This window comes from Mucilaginibacter sp. OAE612 (genome assembly GCF_041806395.1).
In the GTDB taxonomy this organism is placed as follows: Bacteria; Bacteroidota; Bacteroidia; order Sphingobacteriales; family Sphingobacteriaceae; genus Mucilaginibacter; species Mucilaginibacter rubeus.
On the sequence record NZ_JBGMUW010000001.1, the window covers coordinates 5,596,610 to 5,618,090 of the forward strand.

19 protein-coding genes are annotated in these 21,481 nt (G+C 43.1%); 12 read left to right on the forward strand and 7 right to left on the reverse strand.

Features of this window, described 5'->3' with window-relative positions; translation table 11 throughout:
- Positions 1-106: 106 nt before the first annotated feature.
- Positions 107-574: a DUF4293 domain-containing protein gene (locus tag ABID99_RS23265; RefSeq protein ID WP_373615252.1), complete on the reverse strand. Its 468-nt coding sequence runs from the start codon at positions 572-574 to the stop codon at positions 107-109.
- Between the two features lie 129 nt (positions 575-703).
- Here ABID99_RS23265 and ABID99_RS23270 point away from each other — a divergent pair, with 129 nt between their 5' ends.
- From ABID99_RS23270 to ABID99_RS23280, 3 genes are all read left to right on the forward strand, one after another.
- On the forward strand, positions 704-1,225 hold the full coding sequence (locus tag ABID99_RS23270) for a DUF892 family protein (protein ID WP_167516312.1): 522 nt from the start codon (positions 704-706) through the stop codon (positions 1,223-1,225).
- A gap of 55 nt (positions 1,226-1,280) precedes the next feature.
- Positions 1,281-2,063 (forward strand): tRNA pseudouridine(38-40) synthase TruA, encoded by a 783-nt coding sequence (gene truA / locus ABID99_RS23275; RefSeq protein WP_373615253.1) that lies wholly within the window; start codon positions 1,281-1,283, stop codon positions 2,061-2,063.
- Positions 2,064-2,272: 209 nt separating this feature from the next.
- Positions 2,273-4,021 carry an ABC transporter ATP-binding protein gene (locus tag ABID99_RS23280; RefSeq protein WP_188834377.1) on the forward strand — a complete coding sequence of 583 codons (1,749 nt, stop codon included), beginning with the start codon at positions 2,273-2,275 and terminating at the stop codon, positions 4,019-4,021.
- A gap of 79 nt (positions 4,022-4,100) precedes the next feature.
- Here the strand turns inward: ABID99_RS23280 and ABID99_RS23285 are convergent, their stop codons facing one another.
- The gene (locus tag ABID99_RS23285; protein WP_091167464.1) at positions 4,101-4,301 is read right to left on the reverse strand and encodes a hypothetical protein; all 201 of its coding nucleotides are present in this window, start codon (positions 4,299-4,301) and stop codon (positions 4,101-4,103) included.
- A gap of 369 nt (positions 4,302-4,670) precedes the next feature.
- On the opposite strand from ABID99_RS23285, the gene ABID99_RS23290 reads away from it, so the two are divergent.
- The 5 genes from ABID99_RS23290 (at position 4,671) to ABID99_RS23310 (ending at position 8,696) form a co-directional block, all read left to right on the forward strand.
- Complete coding sequence (locus ABID99_RS23290; protein ID WP_091167461.1) at positions 4,671-5,549, forward strand: ABC transporter permease; 879 nt, start codon at positions 4,671-4,673, stop codon at positions 5,547-5,549.
- Positions 5,550-5,641: 92 nt separating this feature from the next.
- Positions 5,642-5,926 carry a DUF3098 domain-containing protein gene (locus tag ABID99_RS23295; protein ID WP_090530735.1) on the forward strand — a complete coding sequence of 95 codons (285 nt, stop codon included), beginning with the start codon at positions 5,642-5,644 and terminating at the stop codon, positions 5,924-5,926.
- A 95-nt stretch (positions 5,927-6,021) separates the two neighbouring features.
- On the forward strand, positions 6,022-6,816 hold the full coding sequence (locus ABID99_RS23300) for an undecaprenyl-diphosphate phosphatase (protein ID WP_090530738.1): 795 nt from the start codon (positions 6,022-6,024) through the stop codon (positions 6,814-6,816).
- Positions 6,817-6,962: 146 nt separating this feature from the next.
- Positions 6,963-7,694 carry a tRNA pseudouridine(55) synthase TruB gene (gene truB, locus ABID99_RS23305; RefSeq protein ID WP_373615927.1) on the forward strand — a complete coding sequence of 244 codons (732 nt, stop codon included), beginning with the start codon at positions 6,963-6,965 and terminating at the stop codon, positions 7,692-7,694.
- Positions 7,695-7,769: 75 nt separating this feature from the next.
- Positions 7,770-8,696, forward strand: a complete 927-nt coding sequence (locus ABID99_RS23310) for a bifunctional riboflavin kinase/FAD synthetase (protein ID WP_373615254.1) — start codon at positions 7,770-7,772, stop codon at positions 8,694-8,696.
- Between the two features lie 84 nt (positions 8,697-8,780).
- On the opposite strand, the gene ABID99_RS23315 is transcribed toward ABID99_RS23310, so the two are convergent.
- The gene (locus ABID99_RS23315) at positions 8,781-9,404 is read right to left on the reverse strand and encodes a LysE family transporter (RefSeq protein WP_373615255.1); all 624 of its coding nucleotides are present in this window, start codon (positions 9,402-9,404) and stop codon (positions 8,781-8,783) included.
- 168 nt (positions 9,405-9,572) lie between these two features.
- Here ABID99_RS23315 and ABID99_RS23320 point away from each other — a divergent pair, with 168 nt between their 5' ends.
- Complete coding sequence (locus ABID99_RS23320) at positions 9,573-10,499, forward strand: cobalamin-binding protein (RefSeq protein ID WP_373615256.1); 927 nt, start codon at positions 9,573-9,575, stop codon at positions 10,497-10,499.
- Between the two features lie 132 nt (positions 10,500-10,631).
- Positions 10,632-13,190: a family 20 glycosylhydrolase gene (locus tag ABID99_RS23325; protein ID WP_373615257.1), complete on the forward strand. Its 2,559-nt coding sequence runs from the start codon at positions 10,632-10,634 to the stop codon at positions 13,188-13,190.
- A gap of 262 nt (positions 13,191-13,452) precedes the next feature.
- Here the strand turns inward: ABID99_RS23325 and ABID99_RS23330 are convergent, their stop codons facing one another.
- On the reverse strand, positions 13,453-15,531 hold the full coding sequence (locus ABID99_RS23330; RefSeq protein ID WP_373615258.1) for a TonB-dependent receptor: 2,079 nt from the start codon (positions 15,529-15,531) through the stop codon (positions 13,453-13,455).
- Between the two features lie 251 nt (positions 15,532-15,782).
- Between ABID99_RS23330 and ABID99_RS23335 the strand changes: the two genes are divergently transcribed.
- Positions 15,783-16,559 carry a hypothetical protein gene (locus ABID99_RS23335; RefSeq protein ID WP_373615259.1) on the forward strand — a complete coding sequence of 259 codons (777 nt, stop codon included), beginning with the start codon at positions 15,783-15,785 and terminating at the stop codon, positions 16,557-16,559.
- A gap of 98 nt (positions 16,560-16,657) precedes the next feature.
- Here ABID99_RS23335 and ABID99_RS23340 read toward each other — a convergent pair whose 3' ends face one another.
- The 3 genes from ABID99_RS23340 to ABID99_RS23350 all read right to left on the reverse strand — a co-directional run bounded on the left by ABID99_RS23340 (position 16,658) and on the right by ABID99_RS23350 (position 20,316).
- Positions 16,658-17,788 (reverse strand): redoxin domain-containing protein, encoded by a 1,131-nt coding sequence (locus tag ABID99_RS23340; RefSeq protein ID WP_373615260.1) that lies wholly within the window; start codon positions 17,786-17,788, stop codon positions 16,658-16,660.
- A 101-nt stretch (positions 17,789-17,889) separates the two neighbouring features.
- Entirely contained in the window at positions 17,890-19,077 is a 1,188-nt protein-coding gene (locus tag ABID99_RS23345) for a TlpA disulfide reductase family protein (protein WP_090530765.1), read from the reverse strand.
- A gap of 57 nt (positions 19,078-19,134) precedes the next feature.
- Positions 19,135-20,316 carry a formimidoylglutamase gene (locus ABID99_RS23350; RefSeq protein WP_091167431.1) on the reverse strand — a complete coding sequence of 394 codons (1,182 nt, stop codon included), beginning with the start codon at positions 20,314-20,316 and terminating at the stop codon, positions 19,135-19,137.
- A 166-nt stretch (positions 20,317-20,482) separates the two neighbouring features.
- On the opposite strand from ABID99_RS23350, the gene ABID99_RS23355 reads away from it, so the two are divergent.
- Entirely contained in the window at positions 20,483-21,451 is a 969-nt protein-coding gene (locus ABID99_RS23355) for an NAD-dependent epimerase/dehydratase family protein (RefSeq protein WP_373615261.1), read from the forward strand.
- Positions 21,452-21,481: the final 30 nt, after the last annotated feature.

Consider the following 21,481-nt stretch of genomic DNA (forward strand, 5'->3'; position numbering starts at 1 on the left):
TTGCAAAAAAGGGACTTAAGGCTTCAGCCACAAGCTCCAGGCATGAAAAAGAAAAACCAGACTTTTAACTTCCGACTTAGTACTGTCGACTTAACGCTAACCCGGGTTACCTCAACCTGTCGGCCGATTTTACCAGCTTCTCATCTTTTTTTATGCTTTTTTGTGCGAAGATGATCAGTATGATGCTTAATGAAGTAAGGAACAGGCCAATACCCATCGTGCGTGTGTCAAGGGTAATGCTGCCTGCTGCGCCTTTAACAGTTTGTGCCATCCAGAAACTGTAGCCAATAAGTACCAGTATAGCGCTGTAGCAGAAGGCTATTTGCTGTTTTCGGTTTTTATATAGAAAAATGATGACCAGGGGAATGAAGGCAACAATAGCTGTTATAGCGGCGAGTGCCACAAATGTTTGGGTATGTTGCTGTACGCCGTTCACATCCTGGTAAATACCGGTAACCATAATGCTGGATGGTTTATCATTAACATAGACGTTGTGGGCAAGCGGAAAAAAGAAAAGGGCGAACAGCACAAGGCTGGCGAACAAAAGGTAAATGCTTTGGATGCGTTGCAGCATGATATTAAAAATTATAAAGGCAAATATAAATGTTTTGCTTATTGGAGAAGCACTAATTTAATAGCGATATCGCTTGCTTTGAATGATAATTATTTAATGTATATTTATTTGTATTTAAACAATTGTCAAATGCCCCGCATTAGTGAACAAAACCCCGAAGATGTTAAATTTGAGAACGTCCATTTAAAAAGGATTTTCCTTGAGCACCTGAACAGTATTTATTTTGGTAAAAAACATCTGATTGATTTTTTTGAAGAGATAAAAGAGCTTGCATCCTTAGCTTATTTAAAGGAGGCCGTACAGGAATGTTATGAAGCTACCCAAAAGCAGCTTACCCATCTCGATTCTATTTACAGCGCCATTAATGAAACGCCATCAAAAACGACGGTACTTGGCATAAAAGCCATGACGCTTGAAGCTTATATATCGGCAATTAAAACCGGGAAAACTGCCATGGAGCGTGATGTGTTCATTGTATTTTATGTGCAGATCATCGAAGGGATTGAAATAACCTATTTTGATGTTTTGCGTAACCTGGCAAAAACCATTGGCTATAGCAATTCCTTTATCAATAAGCCTTTTAATCTGGCTGTTAAAAATAAACTGGCGTTTGAGGCTATCTATAAGGCCTATATAACCGAACCCGCATAATACTATGACCAAATTATGAACCCGGCATAGGCGGCAGATTATTAACTTTGCCGTCGTGAGCAACAACCAGCGTTATTTTATTGAACTGGCCTACAACGGCACTGCCTATCACGGCTGGCAAATACAGCAAAATGCCGTAAGTGTACAGGAATTGCTGAACAAGGCACTAAGCACAATTTTACGGCAACCCATAGAAACAACTGGCTGCGGCCGCACAGATACGGGCGTGCACGCCAAAGAGTTCTTCGCGCATTTCGATGCCCCCCTACCCCCTGAAGGGGGAGTTAGCGCTTTGGAAAGCACCCCCTTTAGGGGGCGGGGGGGGCTCAACGCCCTGCTTCCACCTGATATCGCCATAAAAAATATTGTCCCGGTACATGCCGATGCGCATGCCCGTTTTGATGCCACATCGCGCTCGTATCAGTATCATGTTCACTTTAATAAAGACCCTTTTTTGCAAGGGGCTTCCTGGCAATTGCGCGATGTGCCTGATATTAATTTGATGAACCAGGCCGCGGCTATTATGATGGAGTACATCGATTTTAGTTGTTTTAGCAAATCAAACACCCAGGTAAAAACCAATAACTGCAAAATTACCCGTGCCGAATGGGTGAAAACCGAAAACGGCATTGTTTTCCACATCACTGCCGACAGATTTTTGCGTAACATGGTACGGGCCATTGTGGGTACCTTGATGATGATTGGCCGGGAAGAAATGCAACCGGAAGGTATCCGTGAAATTATTGAAAGTAAAAACCGCTCCAATGCCGGCACCAGCGTACCGGCTTGCGGGTTGTATTTGACGGAAGTTAAATATCCTTTCCCCCTAACCCCCTGAAGGGGGAACTATGGTGAAGAATAGTAGATGGATTTGGTGATATATAATTATACTTTAACTTTGAGATAGTGGCTAAAGATAAACAAGATAATAAGAAGGAAGCTTCCGCAGCAACAAATGGGGAAGCAACTAAACAGGCAGCACCCCCTTCAGGGGGCGGGGGGGGCGTAACCGGAAAGGCCCTCGACTGGAAGCTACTGGGCCGGGTAATGCATTACGTTAAGCCGTATAATAAAACCTTTGTTATAGCTACTTTCCTCACCATTTTTATAGCAGCCAATGCTTTGCTGCAGCCAATCCTGATCCAACGTACATTGGATGTTAATATTTTGAACGATGATTATAATGGGTTGGTTTTTATGGTTGAGCTCATGATAGCACAGCTTCTCATTCAAACTATTGCGCAGTACTACCAAACTTATTTAACCAATGCGCTGGGCCAATATGTGATCCGCGATTTGAGGATCGATATTTTTAACCACATTACCAGTTTAAGATTAAAATACTTCGACCGTACGCCTATCGGTATGCTTATTACCCGTACGGTGTCCGACCTGGAAACTATTGCCGATATTTTTTCGGAAGGGTTGATCTCTATCATGGGTGATATGCTGTTGGTGGTTGCTGTGATAGGCTATATGCTTTGGCAAGACTGGAAACTGGCCCTGATTACGCTCATTCCGATGCCTTTCCTGTTTGCTTCAACCTATGTGTTTAAGGAGGCTATTAAGTCCTCATTCCAGGAGGTGCGTACGCAGGTGGCACGGCTCAATACTTTCTTGGCCGAACATATTTCAGGTATCAGCGTGATCCAGATCTTTGCCCGTGAAGACCAGGAGATGCGCAAGTTTAAAGCCGTGAATGAAAAGTACCGCGATGCCAATATCCGCTCAAACTGGTATTACTCGATATTTTTTCCGGTGGTGGAAATCCTGTTTGCCATATGTATGGGCTTGCTGGTTTGGTATGGCTGCAAAAGGATGCTGTCTGATAGTCAAATGTTAACTATCTCTGCTTCAGGTAAGGGTATTACTCCAGGATTGATCACCAGCTTTATTGTATTGCTGAATATGTTGTTCAGGCCTATCCGCCAGCTGGCCGATAAATTTAACACCCTACAAATGGGTATGGTAGGTGCCGACAGGATTTTTAAAGTATTGGATACCGACGAGGTGGCCGAAAATAAAGGCACACTTACAACAGGCAGGCTGCAGGGCGATATCAGCTTTGATAAAGTATGGTTTGCCTATAATGATGAAAACTGGGTGCTGAAAAACATCAGCTTCCATATCAAGCCCGGCGAAACCCTGGCTTTGGTAGGCGCAACCGGCGCAGGTAAATCATCAACCATTAATATCCTGAACCGTTTTTATGAAATTGGCAAAGGCTGTGTAAGGGTTGATGGGCACGATATCCATGATTATGACGTAAACTACCTGCGTTCGCAGATAGCAACTGTGATACAGGATGTGTTTTTGTTCAGCGATACCATTGCCAATAATGTCAGCCTCAATAATCCCAATATCACCCGCGAGCAGATCATAGCTGCAGCCAAAGATGTTGGCGCGCATGATTTTATCGAACGCCTGCCCGGTGGCTACGATTATAATGTGATGGAACGCGGCTCAACACTTTCGGCCGGGCAATCGCAACTAATCTCGTTTATCAGGGCGCTGGTTTATAACCCGGCGATTTTGGTTTTAGATGAGGCCACCTCATCTGTTGATACTGAAACTGAGATCCTGATCCAGAATGCCATCAATAAATTAATGGAAGGGCGCACAGCTATAGTGATAGCACACAGGCTGTCAACCATCCAAAACGCCGACAGGATCATTGTACTTGACCATGGTGAGATCATGGAAATGGGTACCCACCAGGAGCTGCTCAAAATTGAGAACGGGCACTACCGCAAATTGTATGATTTGCAGTTTAATTCGGCAGGGATTGCGAGATAACCCCACCCAACCCTCCCCAGCAGGGAGGGCTTAAAGATCTTAATTAAGTCTCCCCTTCCGGGGGAGATTTAGAAGGGGCTTATTTCGGTACACTCTTCACCGAATGAACCGGTTGTTCTTCTTTCTCATGCTTTTTGGCGATATCACCTCCATGCGGATTATCGGCGTGATATTGTTTATCTTCTTTACGCACCTTGCTTTTATGCCCGTTGTCATTTGGCCTGTGGGTCGGGGTATCTGATGGTGAAGGTTTATCCTTTTCGTTTGCTGGCTTTGTCATGTTTTAATAACAATGGCAATGGCGGTTTGTTTAACTTCAGATTTAGATCAGAATTTGATGCTTAATTTGTCTGAACCGGGATTTGGGGGGATTTTGTCTGAACTCGAATTTTTTGAATTAAGGAATTGATCGAATGCAAAGCAATTCATTAATTCATCTAATTCGTTTAATTCGAGTTCTGACAGAAATCAACGGTCAGCTGTTAATAAATGTTAAATCTGTTAAGCTAAAGCGTTATTAAACATATTTATAAGCAATAAACTTTTACCTTTAGGGAGGGTTTCTTATTTTCGCAGAAATATGATGTTAACTTGATTGGGATAATGATCTCAAATCTCACGTCTAATATCTAACATCTAACAAAAGTAAATGGAAGAATTTGAAGCAAGCGCATCCTCTAAAAAGACAAAAACCATCTACATTTCAACTGTATTTGGTATTGCCATGGTGCTGTTAATGGTAGGGCTGCTGGGTTTAATACTGGTATACGCTAAAAATATTTCGAGCTATGTTAAAGAAAACATCGTGCTTAATATTTTTGTTGATGATGCCGCCCACGAAAGCGATGTATTGCAACTTCAAAAACAGTTGGATGGCAACGTAATGGTAAAACAAACCCAATACGTAAGTAAAGAGCTTGCCGCCCGCAACCTGCAAAAAGATCTTGGCGAAGACTTTGTAAAGTTTTTAGGTTATAACCCGCTATCGCAGTCAGTTGATGTTTATCTGAAAGCGGATTATGCCAACAACAAGGATATCGAAAAGTTTAAAGCCGAATTGCTGAAAAATCCATTGATAAAAGAGGTTAAATATCAGCAATCATTGGTTGACCAGATGAACCAGAATGTGACAACAATTAGTTTGATCATCCTTACATTTGCGGGCATTTTTGTAGTGCTTTCGGTAGCGTTGATTAATAATACCATCAGGTTGGCGATTTATTCGCAGCGTTTCCTGATCAAGTCAATGCAACTGGTTGGGGCTACAAAAGGGTTTATCCGCAAGCCTTTTTTACTGTACGGGATCTGGCATGGCTTATTAGGCGGCCTGATTGCTATTATCCTGCTGATAGGTACTTTATATGTTGCTTATGACAACGTACCCGACCTTGTATTTTTGCAAAACTACACCGAGTTTGGCATCGTGTTTTTAGTTGTAGTTGGGCTGGGTATTTTTATATCAGGCTTCAGTACCTTTTTAGCAGTTAACAAGTTTTTACGTTTAAAAATATACGATCTGTACAGATAGAGGTTAAAGGCCAAAGGTTAAAGCTTAAATGCTTGATCTGAACTTTCAATCACTAATTCACTAAATCAATAATTCACTTATTAAAAAGATATATGGCACAAAAATTTAAACCAGCGGCTCCTGTAAAAACAACTGCTGCAACATCGCCGGCAGCTACCGGTGCCGCAAAAGCTACTGCGCCGGTACAATTTATATTTGATAAAAGCAATTACCGTATGCTGATCATCAGCGTGGCGGTTGTTGCCTTCGGTTTTGTCCTGATGTCGGGCACAACTGACATTTACAGCACTACCAAAATAGTTATCGCCCCAATAGTAGTTTTGGGCGGTTTTGCTTTGGGTTTCTTCGCTATCCTTAAAAAGCCTTCGGCTAATTAATACAGTAACCATGCTGAATTTTACAGTAGATATGTTTTAGTGAAAGATATCTACTGTAATAACGTATATCTCTACCTCAACCCCTTAAAACCCCAATGAATTTAATCCATGTTATTATCCTTGCAATTATTGAAGGGATAACTGAATTTTTACCTGTATCATCAACCGGGCACATGATCATTGCTTCATCAGTAATGGGCATAGCAGCCGATCCTTTTGTTAAGCTTTTTACTATTGCCATACAACTGGGCGCCATCTTATCGGTAGTGTTCCTGTACTGGAGAAGGTTCTTGCAATCGGTTAATTTTTATTTAAAACTGTTTATCGCTTTTATACCTGCAGCGGTATTTGGCGTATTGTTTAGCAAAAAGATAGATGCTTTATTGGAGAGCGCGCTCACCGTTGGTATTACCCTGTTTGTTGGCGGCATTATTTTATTGTTTGTTGATAAATGGTTCAACAAGCCGGTGATTAAAGAAGAAAAGGATATCAGCAATTTAACGGCACTTAAAATAGGCTTTTTTCAGTGTTTAGCCATGATCCCCGGTACATCGCGTTCGGCTGCTACTATTGTTGGTGGCATGGCGCAAAAACTAAACCGTACTGCAGCTGCCGAGTTTTCATTCTTCCTGGCAGTGCCCACTATGTTTGCCGCGACTGCAAAAAAACTATACGACTTCCATAAAGAAGGGCATGTATTTACCGGCGAAGAAATTAAACTGCTGGCCATAGGTAATATCATTGCTTTTATTGTTGCCATGCTGGCTATTAAAACATTCATTACTTTTCTTGAGCGCCGTGGCTTCCAGATTTTCGGCTGGTACCGTATCGTGGTTGGAGCTGTTATTATAGGATTAATTTTGAGCGGGCACCAATTACAAACGATTTAAGCCTTTAAGTATATCACTTAATTTTGCCGCGCCGGATCATTCTCATATCAAAAGAGATTGATCCGGCGTAGTAATTTATAGCTTGTCAGGCAATAGGGTCGAAAATCGTACCTTTGCGAAAAATCGGATAAATTGATCCGACATAAATAAAAGATTTGAAGAACACGTACACTAAAATAGAGGAATTTGCTGAGGGTCAGCTCCTGCTGGTTAATAAACCGTATCAATGGACAAGCTTTGATGTGGTTGGCAAACTTCGCAATTCGTTTAAACCGCTTAAGTTAAAGGTCGGTCACGCGGGCACGCTTGACCCGCTGGCTACAGGGTTATTAATCATCTGTACCGGTAAAATGACCAAACAGATAGATACCTTCCAGGCCGAAGAAAAGGAATATACCGGGACCATGGTATTGGGCGCAACTACGCCTTCATATGATATGGAAACGGAACCGGACAAAAGTTTCGACATCAGCCAACTCACTGAAGAAATGCTGCGTAACAACTGCAGACAGTTCATTGGCGATATCCAGCAATATCCGCCGGCGCACTCGGCCATAAAAGTTGATGGCGAGCGTTTATATGAAAAGGCACGCCGGGGCGAGGATGTGGAACTGAAGCTGCGTAACGTCACTATAACTGAGTTTGAACTAACCCGTATTGAGCTGCCCGAGGTTGATTTCAGAGTGGTGTGCAGTAAGGGCACTTACATCCGTTCGCTGGTGAATGATTTTGGCTCGGCTTTAGGAAACGGGGCTTATCTTTCAAAACTAAGACGTACACGGAGCGGTAACTTCAGAATTGAAGATGCCTGGGAAGTGATGGAACTGGTAAATACTGTGAGGGAATTAAAAGTATCAGATGTACATACAGCACGGTAAAGGAAATTTACAAAGCTCAAACACTCCGGTTTTTAATCCTATCAACTAAAAATTAACTTTGTGTTTTACTCATAAATGAGGGTTTACAATAATATCGACGAATTTACAGCGGTAAACAATGCAGTAGTCACCATCGGTACATTTGATGGGGTACACTTAGGGCACCGTAAAATCATATCAGGCATTAAGGAGCTGGCCGAAAGCACAGGAGGCGAAACGGTGATTCTTACTTTTTTTCCGCACCCGCGCATGATCCTGCACCCGGAAGATGAAAGCCTGAAACTGATAACCACCATTGCCGAAAAGGCCGAACTACTGGAGCGCATCGGGGTTGACCATCTTATTATAACCCCTTTTTCAAGAGATTTCTCCAATCAATCTGCCGAGAGCTATATCCGCGATGTGCTGGTTAACAAAATTGGCACAAAAAAAATAGTAATAGGCTATGACCATCGCTTCGGTAAAGACAGGCAGGGCGGCTTTGAAGACCTGCAACGCCTTAGCCCTGTGTATGGCTTTGATGTGGTAGAAATTCCCGAACAGGATATTAACGAGGTGGCTATCAGCTCAACCCGCATCCGTAACGCCCTGTTGAGCGGCGATATTCATTTGGCTAATGCCTTTTTAGGCTATCCTTTCTTTATTACCGGAAAGGTTGTCCGCGGCGATCAGATCGGTCGTCAGCTTGGTTATCCAACAGCCAATATCGTGGTTGAAGAAAAATATAAGCTTATTCCATGCGATGGTATTTTTGCGGTAACAGTAATCATAGCTGATCAGAAGTATAAAGGGATGGCCTACATCGGTAGCCGCCCAACGGTTAATGGCCTTACACGCAACATCGAGGTAAATATCTTTGACTTTAACGAAGAGATCTATAATCAAACTATCCGGATGGAGTTTCACCATTACATTCGTGGCGATGTCAAATTCTCATCCCTTGAAGAGTTAAAAGTGCAGCTTGCCCAGGATAAGGCAGATGTGCTGAATCTTGACTTCTGAACTGAACCCTGATTTTTTGGATTTGAAGATTTTCCTTGAATTTAGTATCAGGCAATCCTTAAATCAAGCAAATGAAGGTTTAGTTTAATGCTTAAAAAACGACAAGTAGATCTGTTTCACAATATGATACATCGCGAAAGCGAAAAATAATGTAGCTATGCTGGTATTGATAAGCCTGGTGCTTAGCGCAAATCGTTGCTGTATATACCTGGCAAATTTGGCGTAGATAAACAGGCATAAAAAAGCACCTGCCGCCGAGCCCAGGCTGAAAATAACAAGGGCTACCCGGCCGTCAAGAATCCATTCATGTGTGATGAGGTAGGTGCCGGTCACCATCCAGAAGGGTACCTGCATGGGGTTTAAAAAGCCTAATAAAATACCATATTTGATACTGGCATGTTCGGAGTAATTGGCTTTAGGCGGCTTGTTACGATGGATCCAGGTGATGTATCCCATAACGCCGAACAGCACTACCATTATCCAGTCGATAACTGTATTGAGTTGCAACTGCCCCGAAAGCCAGCGGGCAGCATGCATGATGAAATAAGTAAAGAAAAATTCAACAGCCGAAAAAGCGGTTATAAAGCGCACAGCTTCCTTAATGCCACGGTTTATAGTGATCTGTACTAAAGTTAGGTTTATGTTGCCAGGGGGAATGTAGCCTATAAAGTTGGCTATGATCCCGATGAAAAATGTTAGAAATATCATCGCAGCAAAGATAGGTTGTTAATTGGAGTTGGCAAATAATGTCTGAACCTATGATTTATAGGATTTGGGGATTACCCGGATATCTGCATTAGAATCCAATAATCTGACAAATCCGTTTAATCCCGGTTCAGAATCTTCCTTACATTTGCAAACTTTAAACGCGTTAACATGCCAACTGAAAAAATAGTTTCATTACTGCCGGCCGCTACCGAAATAATTTGTGCTTTAGGATTAGAGAAAAACCTGGTGGGGCGCTCGCACGAGTGCGATTTTCCGGCATCTGTTAAACAATTACCCGTATGTACCGAAGCTAATTTTCCGGATGGTTTGAGCAGCGCCGATATTGATGTGAAAGTGAAAGAGATCCTGGCCGATGCACTATCGGTTTATACCGTAAAGCGCGAACAAATTAAAACCCTTGCGCCGGATGTGGTGGTAACCCAGGCCCAGTGCGAGGTTTGCGCGGTATCGTTAAAAGATGTTGAAGATGCGCTTGAAAACTACCTGGATAAACAGGCACAAATTATATCGCTGCAACCTAACAGTCTCGATGATATTTTTAACGACATTGTTACCGTTGCCAATGCACTGAACGTGCCCGCGGCCGGTGCCGAACTGCTTGAAAGCCTGCAGGAACGGGTTGACATCATTAAGCATAAACTGAAGTTTATAGATAGCAAACCCACCGTTGCCTGTATTGAATGGCTGGAACCTTTAATGATATCCGGTAATTGGGTACCAGGCCTGGTAAACATAGCAGGCGGAACGCCCGTTTTGGCACAGGAAGGGAAGCACTCGCCCTATATTGAGTGGGATGAGATCCTGCAGCAGGACCCGGAAATTATTGTGGTGATGCCTTGCGGCTTCAGTATTGAACGCACCATGCGGGAGATCAACCTCCTTTTGGACCGCCCGGGTGTTGCATCACTCAAAGCCGTAAAAAACGACAGGTTTTATATTGCCGATGGCAACCAATATTTCAATCGTCCCGGCCCAAGGATTGTCGACTCAATAGAGATCCTGGCCGAGATCATCCGCCCCAAGCAGTTCATATTTGGTTATGAAGGTGAAGGGTGGATTAAGTTTTCTCTTTAAGTCTTGAGTCACTACTGCCGCAGGTTTAGCGATAGCGTAACCTGTGGTGTGTCTCCACAAAAAACACTTATTAAAATAATTTAAAAAGTAATATATTTACCTGTCTGCTATCTCCCAGGCACAGGATCAATTATGAACAAAATTTTTACGCTGGTGGTTATCGCCGCGGTTTTTGTATGCAGCGGTTTTAAAATTAGTGATGATAAAAAACCGAACGTAACCAACCTGCACCTCACCTGGCAGGTAATGGATAATAACTATCAAAATAAAAATGAAGCGCTCACTGCACTGGTGATAACCAATAAAAGTCATGAGGTTTTACCTGCGGTGGGATGGAAGATCTACTTTAATTCCGGGCGCGGTTTTACCAAAACGGCCGTTAGCAATAACGCCCTGATTGAACAGGTTAACGGCGACTTATACAGCATAACCCCAACATCCGGCTTCAAAGACCTGAAACCCGGCGAAACTGTCCGCATTGAATTTGTGTGCGATGATCCTGTTGTAAACATTACCGATGCGCCTGAAGGACCATACCTTGTTTGGGACAATGCTCCCGAAAAAGGCTTTTCTTTCGGCTCGTATGACATTACGCCGTACAAACCAACTTACCAGGGGTTGATTACACCCGAAATTGTTTTCGACAGGAATAAGACGGTTAGCGATATTCCTGCCGATCAATTGGTGAAAGTTTTTCCTACACCGGTAAGCTATGTGCTGGGCAATGGCACATTTACTTTTGCTTCTAATATACATATCACTGCATTAGATTCCCGTTTTAGTAAGGAAGCCGCATTGTTGGATAATTACATTTTAGCGTTGCTTGGTAAAAAAGGTGCTAACAGATACTCTGAAAACGCTATCTCCTTACAATACAAACCAGGTTTGGGCAATGAGGCCTATGAAATAAGCGTAAAGCAGGCGGCCGTTACCATCCGCGCGTCAACAACCACCGGCATGTTTTATGGCATCCAGTCATTCAAAAGCCTGATCCCAGCTGCTGCCCTGGCAAAAACTCCGCCATCGGTACAGATCCCCTGTGTAGAGGTTGCAGACGCGCCACGTTTTTCTTATCGGGCTGTGATGCTTGATATAGCCCGTAACTTCCAGTCAAAACAGCAGGTATTGAAACTGCTCGAAGCGATGAGCCTGTACAAGCTTAATGTGTTGCACCTGCATTTAACGGATGATGAGGGATGGAGAATAGAGATCCCCTCGCTACCCGACCTTACTGCCGTCGCTTCCAAACGAGGCCATACACTGGATAGTAAACACCATCTGCCTCCATCGCACGGTTCTGGCCCGGAGGTTAATAACCCTTTTGGCACCGGCTATTATACGAAAGCAGATTATATCGAGATCCTGAAATACGCCAATGATCGCCATATCACCGTAGTCCCTGAAATTGAAACACCCGGTCATGCCCGTGCAGCTATCAAGGCAATGAACGCCCGCTATGACCGCCTGATGGCCGAAGGCAAAAAGGCAGAAGCAGTAAAGTATTTACTGTATGACCTGAACGATAAATCTGAATATCGCTCGGTACAATACTGGAACGATAACGTGATTGATGTGTCGCTCCCTTCAACCTATAACTTTGTAGAGACCGTGGTAAACGACCTCATCAGCACTTATAAAGAAGCAGGAGCGCCGTTATCAACCATTCATTTTGGTGGCGATGAGGTTCCTGCGAATGTATGGGAAAAATCACCGGCTTATGCGGCGCTCAGGGTTACACATCCCGAAATACAAAGTACCAATGATCTTTGGTATTACTTCTACGGAAGGATTAATGAAATCCTGAAAGCAAAAGGCATCCTGCTTTCGGGTTGGGAAGAAATGGCGCTTCGTAAAACTACGCTCGACGGTCAGCCGGCTTACGTACCAAATCCGGATTTTACAAAAGAACACTTACAGGTTGATGTTTGGAATAACGTGTTAGGCGGGGGACAGGAAGATCTGGCCTACCGTTTGGCTAATGGTGGTTACAAGGTGGTGTTAACCTGCGTTACCAACCTGTATTTTGATATGGCCAATTACAAATCATTTGACGAGCCTGGTTATTACTGGGGCGCGTTTTTAGGCATTGATAAATTCTTCTCATTTATCCCCTACGATTATTTTAAAAATGCCGACGTTGATAAGCAAGGCAACCCTATAAACAGGAATATCTTCATCGGCGAGCAACGCCTTACCGATTATGGTAAAAGCAATATCGTGGGCTTGCAGGGCGCGCTGTGGGCCGAAACAGTGAAAGGCCCGGAAAGAATGGATTACATGATATTTCCGAAGCTGCTTGGCCTGGCCGAACGTGCCTGGGCGCACGACCCGGCATGGGCCACCGAAAAAGACCCTGTAAAAAGTAAAGAGGCATACCAGGCGGCCTGGTCAAATTTCCTGAATGTGTTAGGTAAACGTGAACTGCCCCGCCTGTCTTATTATAACGGTGGCTATGATTACCGTGTGCCAAAACCGGGCATTAACCTGCAGGATGGTAAATACCTGAGCAATGTGGAGTTCCCGGGTTTAACTATCCGGTATACAACCAATGGCAAAGATCCTGACGCTGGCAGTAAGGTTTACACTGGCCCTGTTAACTACAATGGCGGCGTTATCAAATTCCGCGCTTTTGATCCGAAAGGCAGGGGAAGCAATATAGCTGAAGGAGGTAATAACAATTTGAATCCGTAATTCAGTTTGCAGTTTGCAAGCTTTAAAAAAGGCCGTGTTTTGCGAAGCAAAACCGGCCTTTTTTTAATAACAATCGCCGGGTTCATATTAAAATCATGTCATTGAGGAGGAACGACGAAGCAATCGCATACATTACAGAGCCGCTCTGCTTCCGTGCGATTGCTTCGTTCCTCGCAATGACATGGTTTTACCTTCCGGGTTTTTATTGATTAAGGCGAGCGTAGTCCGCGATTACTATGATCTATGAACCATCATTAGCCATCTAATACATAAAATTCATCCCAACTGTATAATTCCTTAACGGAGCCGGATTAAAGTAACGGTTGCCTACTGCGTTCAGATCATTACCCAGGCTATATTTCTGGTTTAACAGATTATCCGCGGCAGCAAATATTTCAAAGCGTGTTTTACGGTCTATGATTGGTTGATAGCTAATTTTTGATTGCAAAAGATGATAATGCCCTGCACGAAAAGAGCCAGCATCGTTAAGGGGGATACTGGAAGTATAATTGTGTTGAATAAACAATGACAAATATTGAGGGAGCTTGATTTGCAGGCTTGTTACGTAAACAAAATCAGGTACGCCTGTAAGGCTATTACCACTGTAAGTGCTGGTTGCATTGGCATAACTTCTGAATTTAAATTGATTGAACGTATATGATTCATTAAATAGCAGTCCTCTGATAAATGAACTCCTGTTTTGTTTTATTATCCAGTAATAAAAGGATATTTCTGTGCCAGGTTGGTTAGTGCCGCCCGCATTAATATAATGTTCCGTTTCATCGGCATTTAGGCGTCGTACAATAGCATTAGTAATACGATAATAAAAGATCGACAGGTCTAACATCAAACTTTCATCATGGTTACGCAAACGAAACCCCGTTTCGTAATTCCAACCGTATTGGGCTTGCAGGCTGGTATTAACAACGTTATCGGTTGGCCTTACTTCAGCAGTTGTGGGAGTTGAGTACCCTCTGCTAATAGTTGCCCTCCATACAAAATCATTACTTATCTGATATGATAAAGCCAGCCTCGGCATCAATTGCACGCTAAAGTTTCGGTTAGTAAAGTTGTTTTGATTAAGCGGATACAGGTTTTTGAAGTCATAACCATAATCATTTAAGCTTACCGCGGCCTCTATATGCAGGCGTTTGTACACATCAGCAGCATAACGGGCAAATACAAAATGCTGGTTGGTGTGGATATCATCAATGGTTTGGGCGGTATCTTTTACCCCCTTCTTATTGCCATAGTTGGCAATGTGCGAGTTGGTTTGCTGCCATTCAAAACCGAGATCAACTTTCCAGTCTAAATTGGGTTTCTTATCGCCGGTTAGTTCAAAATAAGTACGGAAACCATAGGTATTTTCACTGCGTTGCTCATAATTAGTAATGAACGGATTGGCGAAATCAACGTGATTGCCAAACACAGCCAGTACATTGCGAATGTGGTCGTTAAAATGATATTCGTTGGTTAGGCCGCCTAAATACATTTTGGTAGTAATTCCAATATGCTGTTGAATGGCTCCCGGCAAAGTTGCCGTAGGCTGGCGGGCTAATCGCGGATTAGCAGTATACTGGGCCAGGTTTAAGCCTCCGGGTGTTTGATAGGCCAAGTCGGAATAAATCCCCAACGCTTTTAATGTGTTTTTACCGCTGTAATTCCAGCTATCAGCCAGTTGCAGATAGTTGCGATGGGTATCGCTGTTTTGCCTGTAACCATGATAGGTTTGAAAGCTTTGGTTAATGTTGAGCAGGTAATTGGTAGTTTTTAATTGTACTGCTGCTTTTTCATGAAACAACCCGTACGAACCACCGTTTACCCCCGCCGAAATATAAGTGCTGTCGTTATAACGGTTAAGCGGACTAAGAATCACGACACCGCCCGAATTAGCCCCAAATAAGCTGCCATCCGGCCCTTTTAATATTTCAACCTTTTGTATCGAAGCAATATCAATAGCATTTAAATAACTGTTGCCGCCGGCGTCGGTAAGCGGGATATCGTCAAAATAGATCTTTACGTCCCTCACGCCAAAAGGCGAACGTAATAAACTACCCCTGATGGATAAACGATAACTGCCCGGCGAACGCTCCTCGGTACGTACTCCCGGAACCGTATTTAAGGCATTTACAAATGAATTATCAGGCTGGATCCTGAGCTGGGCTGCATTAAGCACACTTACCGACGCCGGTACACTTATCACAGGCTGGTCGCTCAGGTAACCTTTGATGATCACCGGTTTAAGTTCGGTGGTGTCTCTCTTAGGTTTGATCTTATTTTGTGCGTGGGTTGCAGTAAAAGCAGCAAGTATAAGAGTTATAAGAGTAAAGCGTTTTAGCATAGATTGACAATCAGGGATGACCCTCAAAAATAGTTTTTATACTTGTAAAAGGATATCGCCCGCTTGTAAATATCTTGATGTTGCTAACTTTTTCTTTCCGGACATCTGATCATCACGCTGCAACTATATTACACATGTATTGCAGATTTGTCAGAATAGAGCGGAACAATACTGAAAAGGCCCTTTCTCTCAAAATTTATTAATCCCAATTATAGTTATTTTTTTAAATTCGTTCATTCATATCCCTTATAATGAGAAAGTTATTATTTTACCTTGCTATACTTGCATTGTGCTTTTGTGTAGTATCCTCGTGCCAAAAGAATGGCGAGCCTAACGCTCCTGAGGGAGAAATTGCCGTTAGTAAATTAAAGGTAAAAATAAACGAGCCGGACTCGATGCTGCTGGTGGGAGCAGATAACAAGGAGGTTACCTGGATGGTAGCCCCTTCAGGTTTTGATACCATTCGCACTGCAAAAAATGCTGCCCGGATAAAGTTCACCAAAGCCGGAAATTATACCATCAGCGCTAAAAATAGTGATATTACTTCGAAAAGTATAGTTATAACTGTTATCGATTCTGTATATGCGCCTCCGGTGTATTTTATTCCGTTCGATAAAAGTGATTCGATCACCTTTGTGCCGCAGTATGTAAAAAGCGCCAAGTCTGATTCAGCATACCTTGCATTTACCATAAGCACCAAAAAAAAATATTGCACCAACTTTATGTTTACCTATAGCCTTTTTGTACCATTTCCTTTACATGATAAGTATTATATAAATTTCATCGGTGCTGTTATAAAGAGTCTGGCTAATACCACTTGCACTGGTACAGCGGTATTGACAGCACATAATAATTATGCATTTTATCAACCCGTATTAAAGGAAGGTGTTTATAAGTTTTATGCGGGCTTTGGCCAGGATATTAACACGGACTACGAGGGCAGTATGGAAGTGACCGCAACACAGATCATTTTTCACTGGGACGATTCAACAGGGATAACTATTTCACCAAAGGTGCTGGCGCGATAGGGAACATATAAAGTGCAAACCAAATCTCAACTGATTGGTGCAAAAATCAAGGGAAAGCGGCTATTAGCCTCTTTCCTTTGATCAATGATTTGGTATTATTAAATTTTCCCAAAGATCTCGGCAAGCTTGTTTTGCAGATCTTCGCCCCTTAGGTTTTTACCGATGATCTTTCCGTTAGGATCTAATAAAAAGTTTTGAGGGATTCCGCGTACCGCATACAGATCGGCTGCTTTGCTGTCCCAAAATTTAAGATCGGATACATGGTTCCAGGTAAGACCATCTTTGTGGATAGCTGCCAGCCATTTATCTTTCGCGTTCGGCCTGTCAAGCGACACGCCAAGTATGGTGAAGTTTTTGCCTTTATAAGCGTTGTAAGCCTTTACCACATTAGGGTTTTCACGACGGCAAGGGCCGCACCATGATGCCCAAAAATCTATTAGTACATATTTACCACGAAATGATGACAGGCTAACCATTTTACCGGCAGTATCAGCTTCGGCAAATTCGGGTGCGGTTGCACCTAATGCCACAGCTTTTAATTTTGGCAGGCGTTCGGCAAATTTCTTGCCTGCTTCCGTTGCTTTAATAGCAGGACTGAAGCTGTTGAACAATGGGGCAATATCTACGTAATCGGCACTGTAGGCATATGATTCAAGCGCGTTAAGGCTTACATATGAATCGGGGTTTTCCTGGATAAACTTTTTATTTACCTGCGCATCCTGGTCGTCGATCTTTTTTTCCTCAGCATTTAGTTCGGCCATTTGCTCCGGCGTGGCGGTTTTACGTTTTGCCGAAAGCGCCTCATAGGCATCATTAATCGGTTTTTCGGCCAGGTTATATTTGTCGTTATCGTTATTGGTTTTGGTGCCTTCTATTTTGGCATCAGCAATTTTATCAGTTGCACTTACGTTGATGGTACCCGGTTCAAGGTAAATGGAACGATAATCTTCTGAGCTATGCAGACCGGTACCTTTGGGGTTAAACAAAATATAACCGCTTACGGGTGTTGTTGTGCTTGTTTTACCGGTAAATTTGAAGGTTCCTCCGTTCAATACTGCCGAGTCGACAACCGTTTTTCCATCTTTACGATATTGCACATAGACTTTCGCCGGTGCGTTATAGGCGCCAATTTTACCTTGCACGGTATATTGGGCATCCTGAGCAAAAGCTAAAGCAGGGGCGCTTGCAATTGCTGTTAAAGCTATTTTTTTAATTGAGGTCAAGTTCATATCGCAATATAATAAAATTAGCCGGGTATTAAATATCCGGCTAATTCAACGGTGAATATGACATATTAATTAATATTGCCCTGGCAGGGCCATAGTATCAATTAATTGTATTTTCCAAATAGCTGTTCCAGTTTGGCATCAAGATCTTCGCCGCGCAAATTTTTTGCAATGATTTTTCCCTGCGGATCGATCAGGAAGTTTTGAGGGATAGATGTTACTGAATACAAGGCAGCAGCCTGGTTGTTCCAGAATTTAAGATCAGATAATTGCGTCCATTCCAATCCGTCGCTTTTAATCGCAGCAAGCCAGGCCGATTTGCCGTCGGGCCTATCCAACGAAACCCCAACTACCGTAAAGTTTTTATTTTTGAACCTTGCATAGTTACGTACCACGTTCGGGTTTTCCTGGCGGCAGGGACCGCACCATGACGCCCAAAAATCAAGTAATACATACTTGCCCCTGAACGACGATAGCTTTACAGGAGTTCCGTTAACGTCGTTTTGTATAAAATCAGGAGCTTCGGAGCCGATAGCCGTAACTTTTAGGGCGTCGAGCTGCACCTTCATCATTTTACCGGCTTCGGTATCTTTGATTTTTTGAGATAACGAATTGTATAATGGCTCAACCTCGCTAAGGTCGGGAGCAGGACCGCTTACCGAGGTTAGTGCAAGTAAACTTAAATAACTATCAGGGTTGGCTGCAATAAAGCTTTTTAAAGTTGTCTTTTGCTCTGTTTGCAGGGCTTTATACCTTGCCTGCATGGCACTCCTGAAAGCTGCCGATTTTTGCTGCTCCGGCGTTGCTGCCTTGGCGTCGGCCATTAGCTTTTCGCCTTTTTGATTGATGGCTTTTAACTGTGCCTGGAGTTTTACATTATCTGTATTAAGTTGCGAACCTGTGATCTGCGCTTTATCTATCGAATCTTTGCTGGTGATGGTGATGGTCCCTTTTTCCAGGAAAAAATCTATGTCGTCGGCCGTCTTTGAAATCAGGCTGCCGTTATCGGCATATTTATAGTTGCCGTCGATAAATTTTTCGAGGGGTAAGCCCTTGTAGTTAACGGCTAATGTGGCATTAACGGGGTTAAAGATAGTGCCGGTAAATGAAAATGCCCCGTTAACCACATTGGCCGAATCGGTAACATTATTAGCACCCAGTTGGTACGATAAATATACTTTGGCAGGTGTAGTGACATTGCCTAATTTACCATTAATAACAAAGGTGTCTGTAGCCTGTGCAAGCGCCGTTACCGGCAGCATGGCGGCTATGTAAAAAAATAATTTCTTCATTAAAATATATAAAACTCTACGCTGCTAACGTTTAAGCAAGTGTTAAAATTGTGAATATCAGTTTAATTTTTGATAGGTACGCCACCAAAGGTCCGGCAATTCGCCTGATGTTGCCGTTTTATAGTCGGCATAGCTGCAGGGTACCAAATGAAAACGCTCATTAGGCGAACCTGCCGACGGGTAGGGCACCTGCATCCACCAACGGTCGGATTTTTTACTTTTTACAAATATTACTTCCTGGTCGTCGTGGGTTAAGCTGGTTTTATAAATAAGGTATTGTGATTTAGGGTTAAGTGGAAAATCGCGCTTACGGTTATAAAAACCGTCAATAAAATACCAGATCATTTGCGCCAGTTGCCAGGCGGTTTGCCCGTTACTGTCATAAGCCGGATTAAATTCATAAAAACCTATCGAGGTAAGTTTATCATTAAAGCCCGCGTAACGACAGAGCTGGCAGGCTTCTTCGCCATAAAAACCATTTGGCGTGGCATTGGCATTCCCCATGGCATCGGCAGCGCGAATTGCGCCGATATCGAAACTTACCATGCTGGCATTGCGGATGGCAGGTTCGGTAACAGCAATATTGCCGCTCAGTTCGCCTAAGCGGTGTACATCAAAATAAAGCTTATCCATTACCCGGAGGCTGTCCTGGCTTACAAAATAGGTTTGGTAGCCAAGGTTGCTGAAGTTAAACAGGTAATTGGGATCATGCAGGAATATTTTGTTGAGATAGGAAGCAGAAGTAGTTTCAATACTTTCGCCGTGATTATCTTCATCCAGGTCAAAATGTGAGTCGATCACCACCAGGTCAACCTTCTGTTCAAGCTCCTCATAACCCAGGTACTGGGCGTAAGTAAGATCCTGCCCCCCGCCTAAAATAACGGGGATGATGTCTTTTTTGATCAGTTCGCTCACTACCGTTTTAACAGCGAAGTAGGTGTCGGTTACTTTTTCGCCGGCACGGATATTGCCCAGATCGGCAATTTTTACAGAATAGCCGCCTTCGTTTAACTGATATAATTTTTCGCGGATGTAATCAGGGCCAAGTGAACAACCGGGGTTGCCAATTGCATTACGATCATCCATAACACCAATAATAGCGATATCAGTTTTCTCTTCCAAATCAGGAAAATCGACAGAATAATGCACAATTTTATCGCCAAGCTGGCTGGTATAATAGCCTTTTTTAGGAGCTATCTTTTTAAGATCAATCGGCGTAAAAAAATCAGCTAATGACATAATTATTTAATGTGCAGATTTCAGATGTGCAAATGTGCAGATTTTTTAGCCTAAAGCTTAAGGCTAAAAGCAGAAAGCTTTTCTTACCATGTTGCTTAAGTTTAAAAAAGAAAGCTTTCGGCCTTATGCTTTCTGCTTTAAGCTAAAAAATAATCACATTTGCATCATGATCTTAATAACAGGCGCAACTGGTTTTCTCGGGGCCGAACTGGCAAAACTATTGGTTACCACTACCGGGCAGCGAATCCGCTGCACCAAAAGGGCAAGTTCAGTTATCCCAAGGTTACTGTTGCCATACCAGGAAAACATCGACTGGGTTGACGCCGATATAATGGATATTTTTGCATTGGCCGATGCGCTCGACGGTATTACCCAAGTTTACCATTGTGCCGCCTGGGTATCATTAAAGCAGGCGGATAAAAAGCCGATGATCAGCACCAATGTTATGGGGACTGCCAATTTGGTTAACCTTTGCAACGAGCGCGGTATAAGAATGGTACATGTAAGCTCGATAGCTGCTATTGGCGCCGCCAAACCCGGAGAGTTAATTACCGAAAACCATCACCTGGAGCAATCAACAGAAAATGATGGCTATGCCATATCCAAATTAGAAAGCGAAATGGAAGTTTGGCGGGGCATTGCCGAAGGTTTGGACGCTGTTATTGTTAATCCCTCGTTGATAATTGGCGCCAGTGCCGGTACCCAGGGCAGCGGCGCTTTATTCAACACGGTACGTAAGGGGCTCAAATTTTATACTTCGGGTACTATAGGTTTTGTTGATGTGGAGGATGTTGCCAAATGCATGGTGGGTTTAATGAATAGCGATATTAAAGCCGAACGTTACATCATCAGTGCCGAAAACCGGGACTACCAAGGTATGGTTACCGAGATAGCAAAAGGTTTCGACATCAAGCCTCCCGCTATTTTTGCTAAACCCTGGATGATGGAACTGGCCTGGCGCGGGGCCGCTTTTGTTGCGGCTATAACCGGCAATGATCCGGCTATTGATAAAACATCTGCACAAACGGCTTCATTAACCCGCGAGTTTGATAATTCAAAAATAAAAAAGGCTATAGGCTTTGAGTTTAAGCCTATCAGCAAAACGATTGCGGAAATTTGTGCGGCGTTAAAATAATAAGAGCTTTCAATTACCTATAAATTCTAC

Bases quoted from the DNA above. Each gene is read 5' to 3' on its own strand.
- ABID99_RS23290 (WP_091167461.1), top strand. From the start codon at position 4,671: ATGGAAGAATTTGAAGCAAGCGCATCCTCTAAAAAGACAAAAACCATC.
- ABID99_RS23345 (WP_090530765.1), bottom strand. From the start codon at position 19,077: ATGAAGAAATTATTTTTTTACATAGCCGCCATGCTGCCGGTAACGGCG.
- ABID99_RS23355 (WP_373615261.1), top strand. From the start codon at position 20,483: ATGATCTTAATAACAGGCGCAACTGGTTTTCTCGGGGCCGAACTGGCA.
- ABID99_RS23300 (WP_090530738.1), top strand. From the start codon at position 6,022: ATGAATTTAATCCATGTTATTATCCTTGCAATTATTGAAGGGATAACT.
- ABID99_RS23265 (WP_373615252.1), bottom strand. From the start codon at position 574: ATGCTGCAACGCATCCAAAGCATTTACCTTTTGTTCGCCAGCCTTGTG.
- ABID99_RS23335 (WP_373615259.1), top strand. From the start codon at position 15,783: ATGAGAAAGTTATTATTTTACCTTGCTATACTTGCATTGTGCTTTTGT.
- ABID99_RS23350 (WP_091167431.1), bottom strand. From the start codon at position 20,316: ATGTCATTAGCTGATTTTTTTACGCCGATTGATCTTAAAAAGATAGCT.
- ABID99_RS23315 (WP_373615255.1), bottom strand. From the start codon at position 9,404: ATGATATTTCTAACATTTTTCATCGGGATCATAGCCAACTTTATAGGC.
- ABID99_RS23285 (WP_091167464.1), bottom strand. From the start codon at position 4,301: ATGACAAAGCCAGCAAACGAAAAGGATAAACCTTCACCATCAGATACC.
- ABID99_RS23320 (WP_373615256.1), top strand. From the start codon at position 9,573: ATGCCAACTGAAAAAATAGTTTCATTACTGCCGGCCGCTACCGAAATA.
- ABID99_RS23340 (WP_373615260.1), bottom strand. From the start codon at position 17,788: ATGAACTTGACCTCAATTAAAAAAATAGCTTTAACAGCAATTGCAAGC.
- ABID99_RS23330 (WP_373615258.1), bottom strand. From the start codon at position 15,531: ATGCTAAAACGCTTTACTCTTATAACTCTTATACTTGCTGCTTTTACT.
- ABID99_RS23295 (WP_090530735.1), top strand. From the start codon at position 5,642: ATGGCACAAAAATTTAAACCAGCGGCTCCTGTAAAAACAACTGCTGCA.
- ABID99_RS23325 (WP_373615257.1), top strand. From the start codon at position 10,632: ATGAACAAAATTTTTACGCTGGTGGTTATCGCCGCGGTTTTTGTATGC.
- ABID99_RS23310 (WP_373615254.1), top strand. From the start codon at position 7,770: ATGAGGGTTTACAATAATATCGACGAATTTACAGCGGTAAACAATGCA.
- ABID99_RS23270 (WP_167516312.1), top strand. From the start codon at position 704: ATGCCCCGCATTAGTGAACAAAACCCCGAAGATGTTAAATTTGAGAAC.
- ABID99_RS23280 (WP_188834377.1), top strand. From the start codon at position 2,273: ATGCATTACGTTAAGCCGTATAATAAAACCTTTGTTATAGCTACTTTC.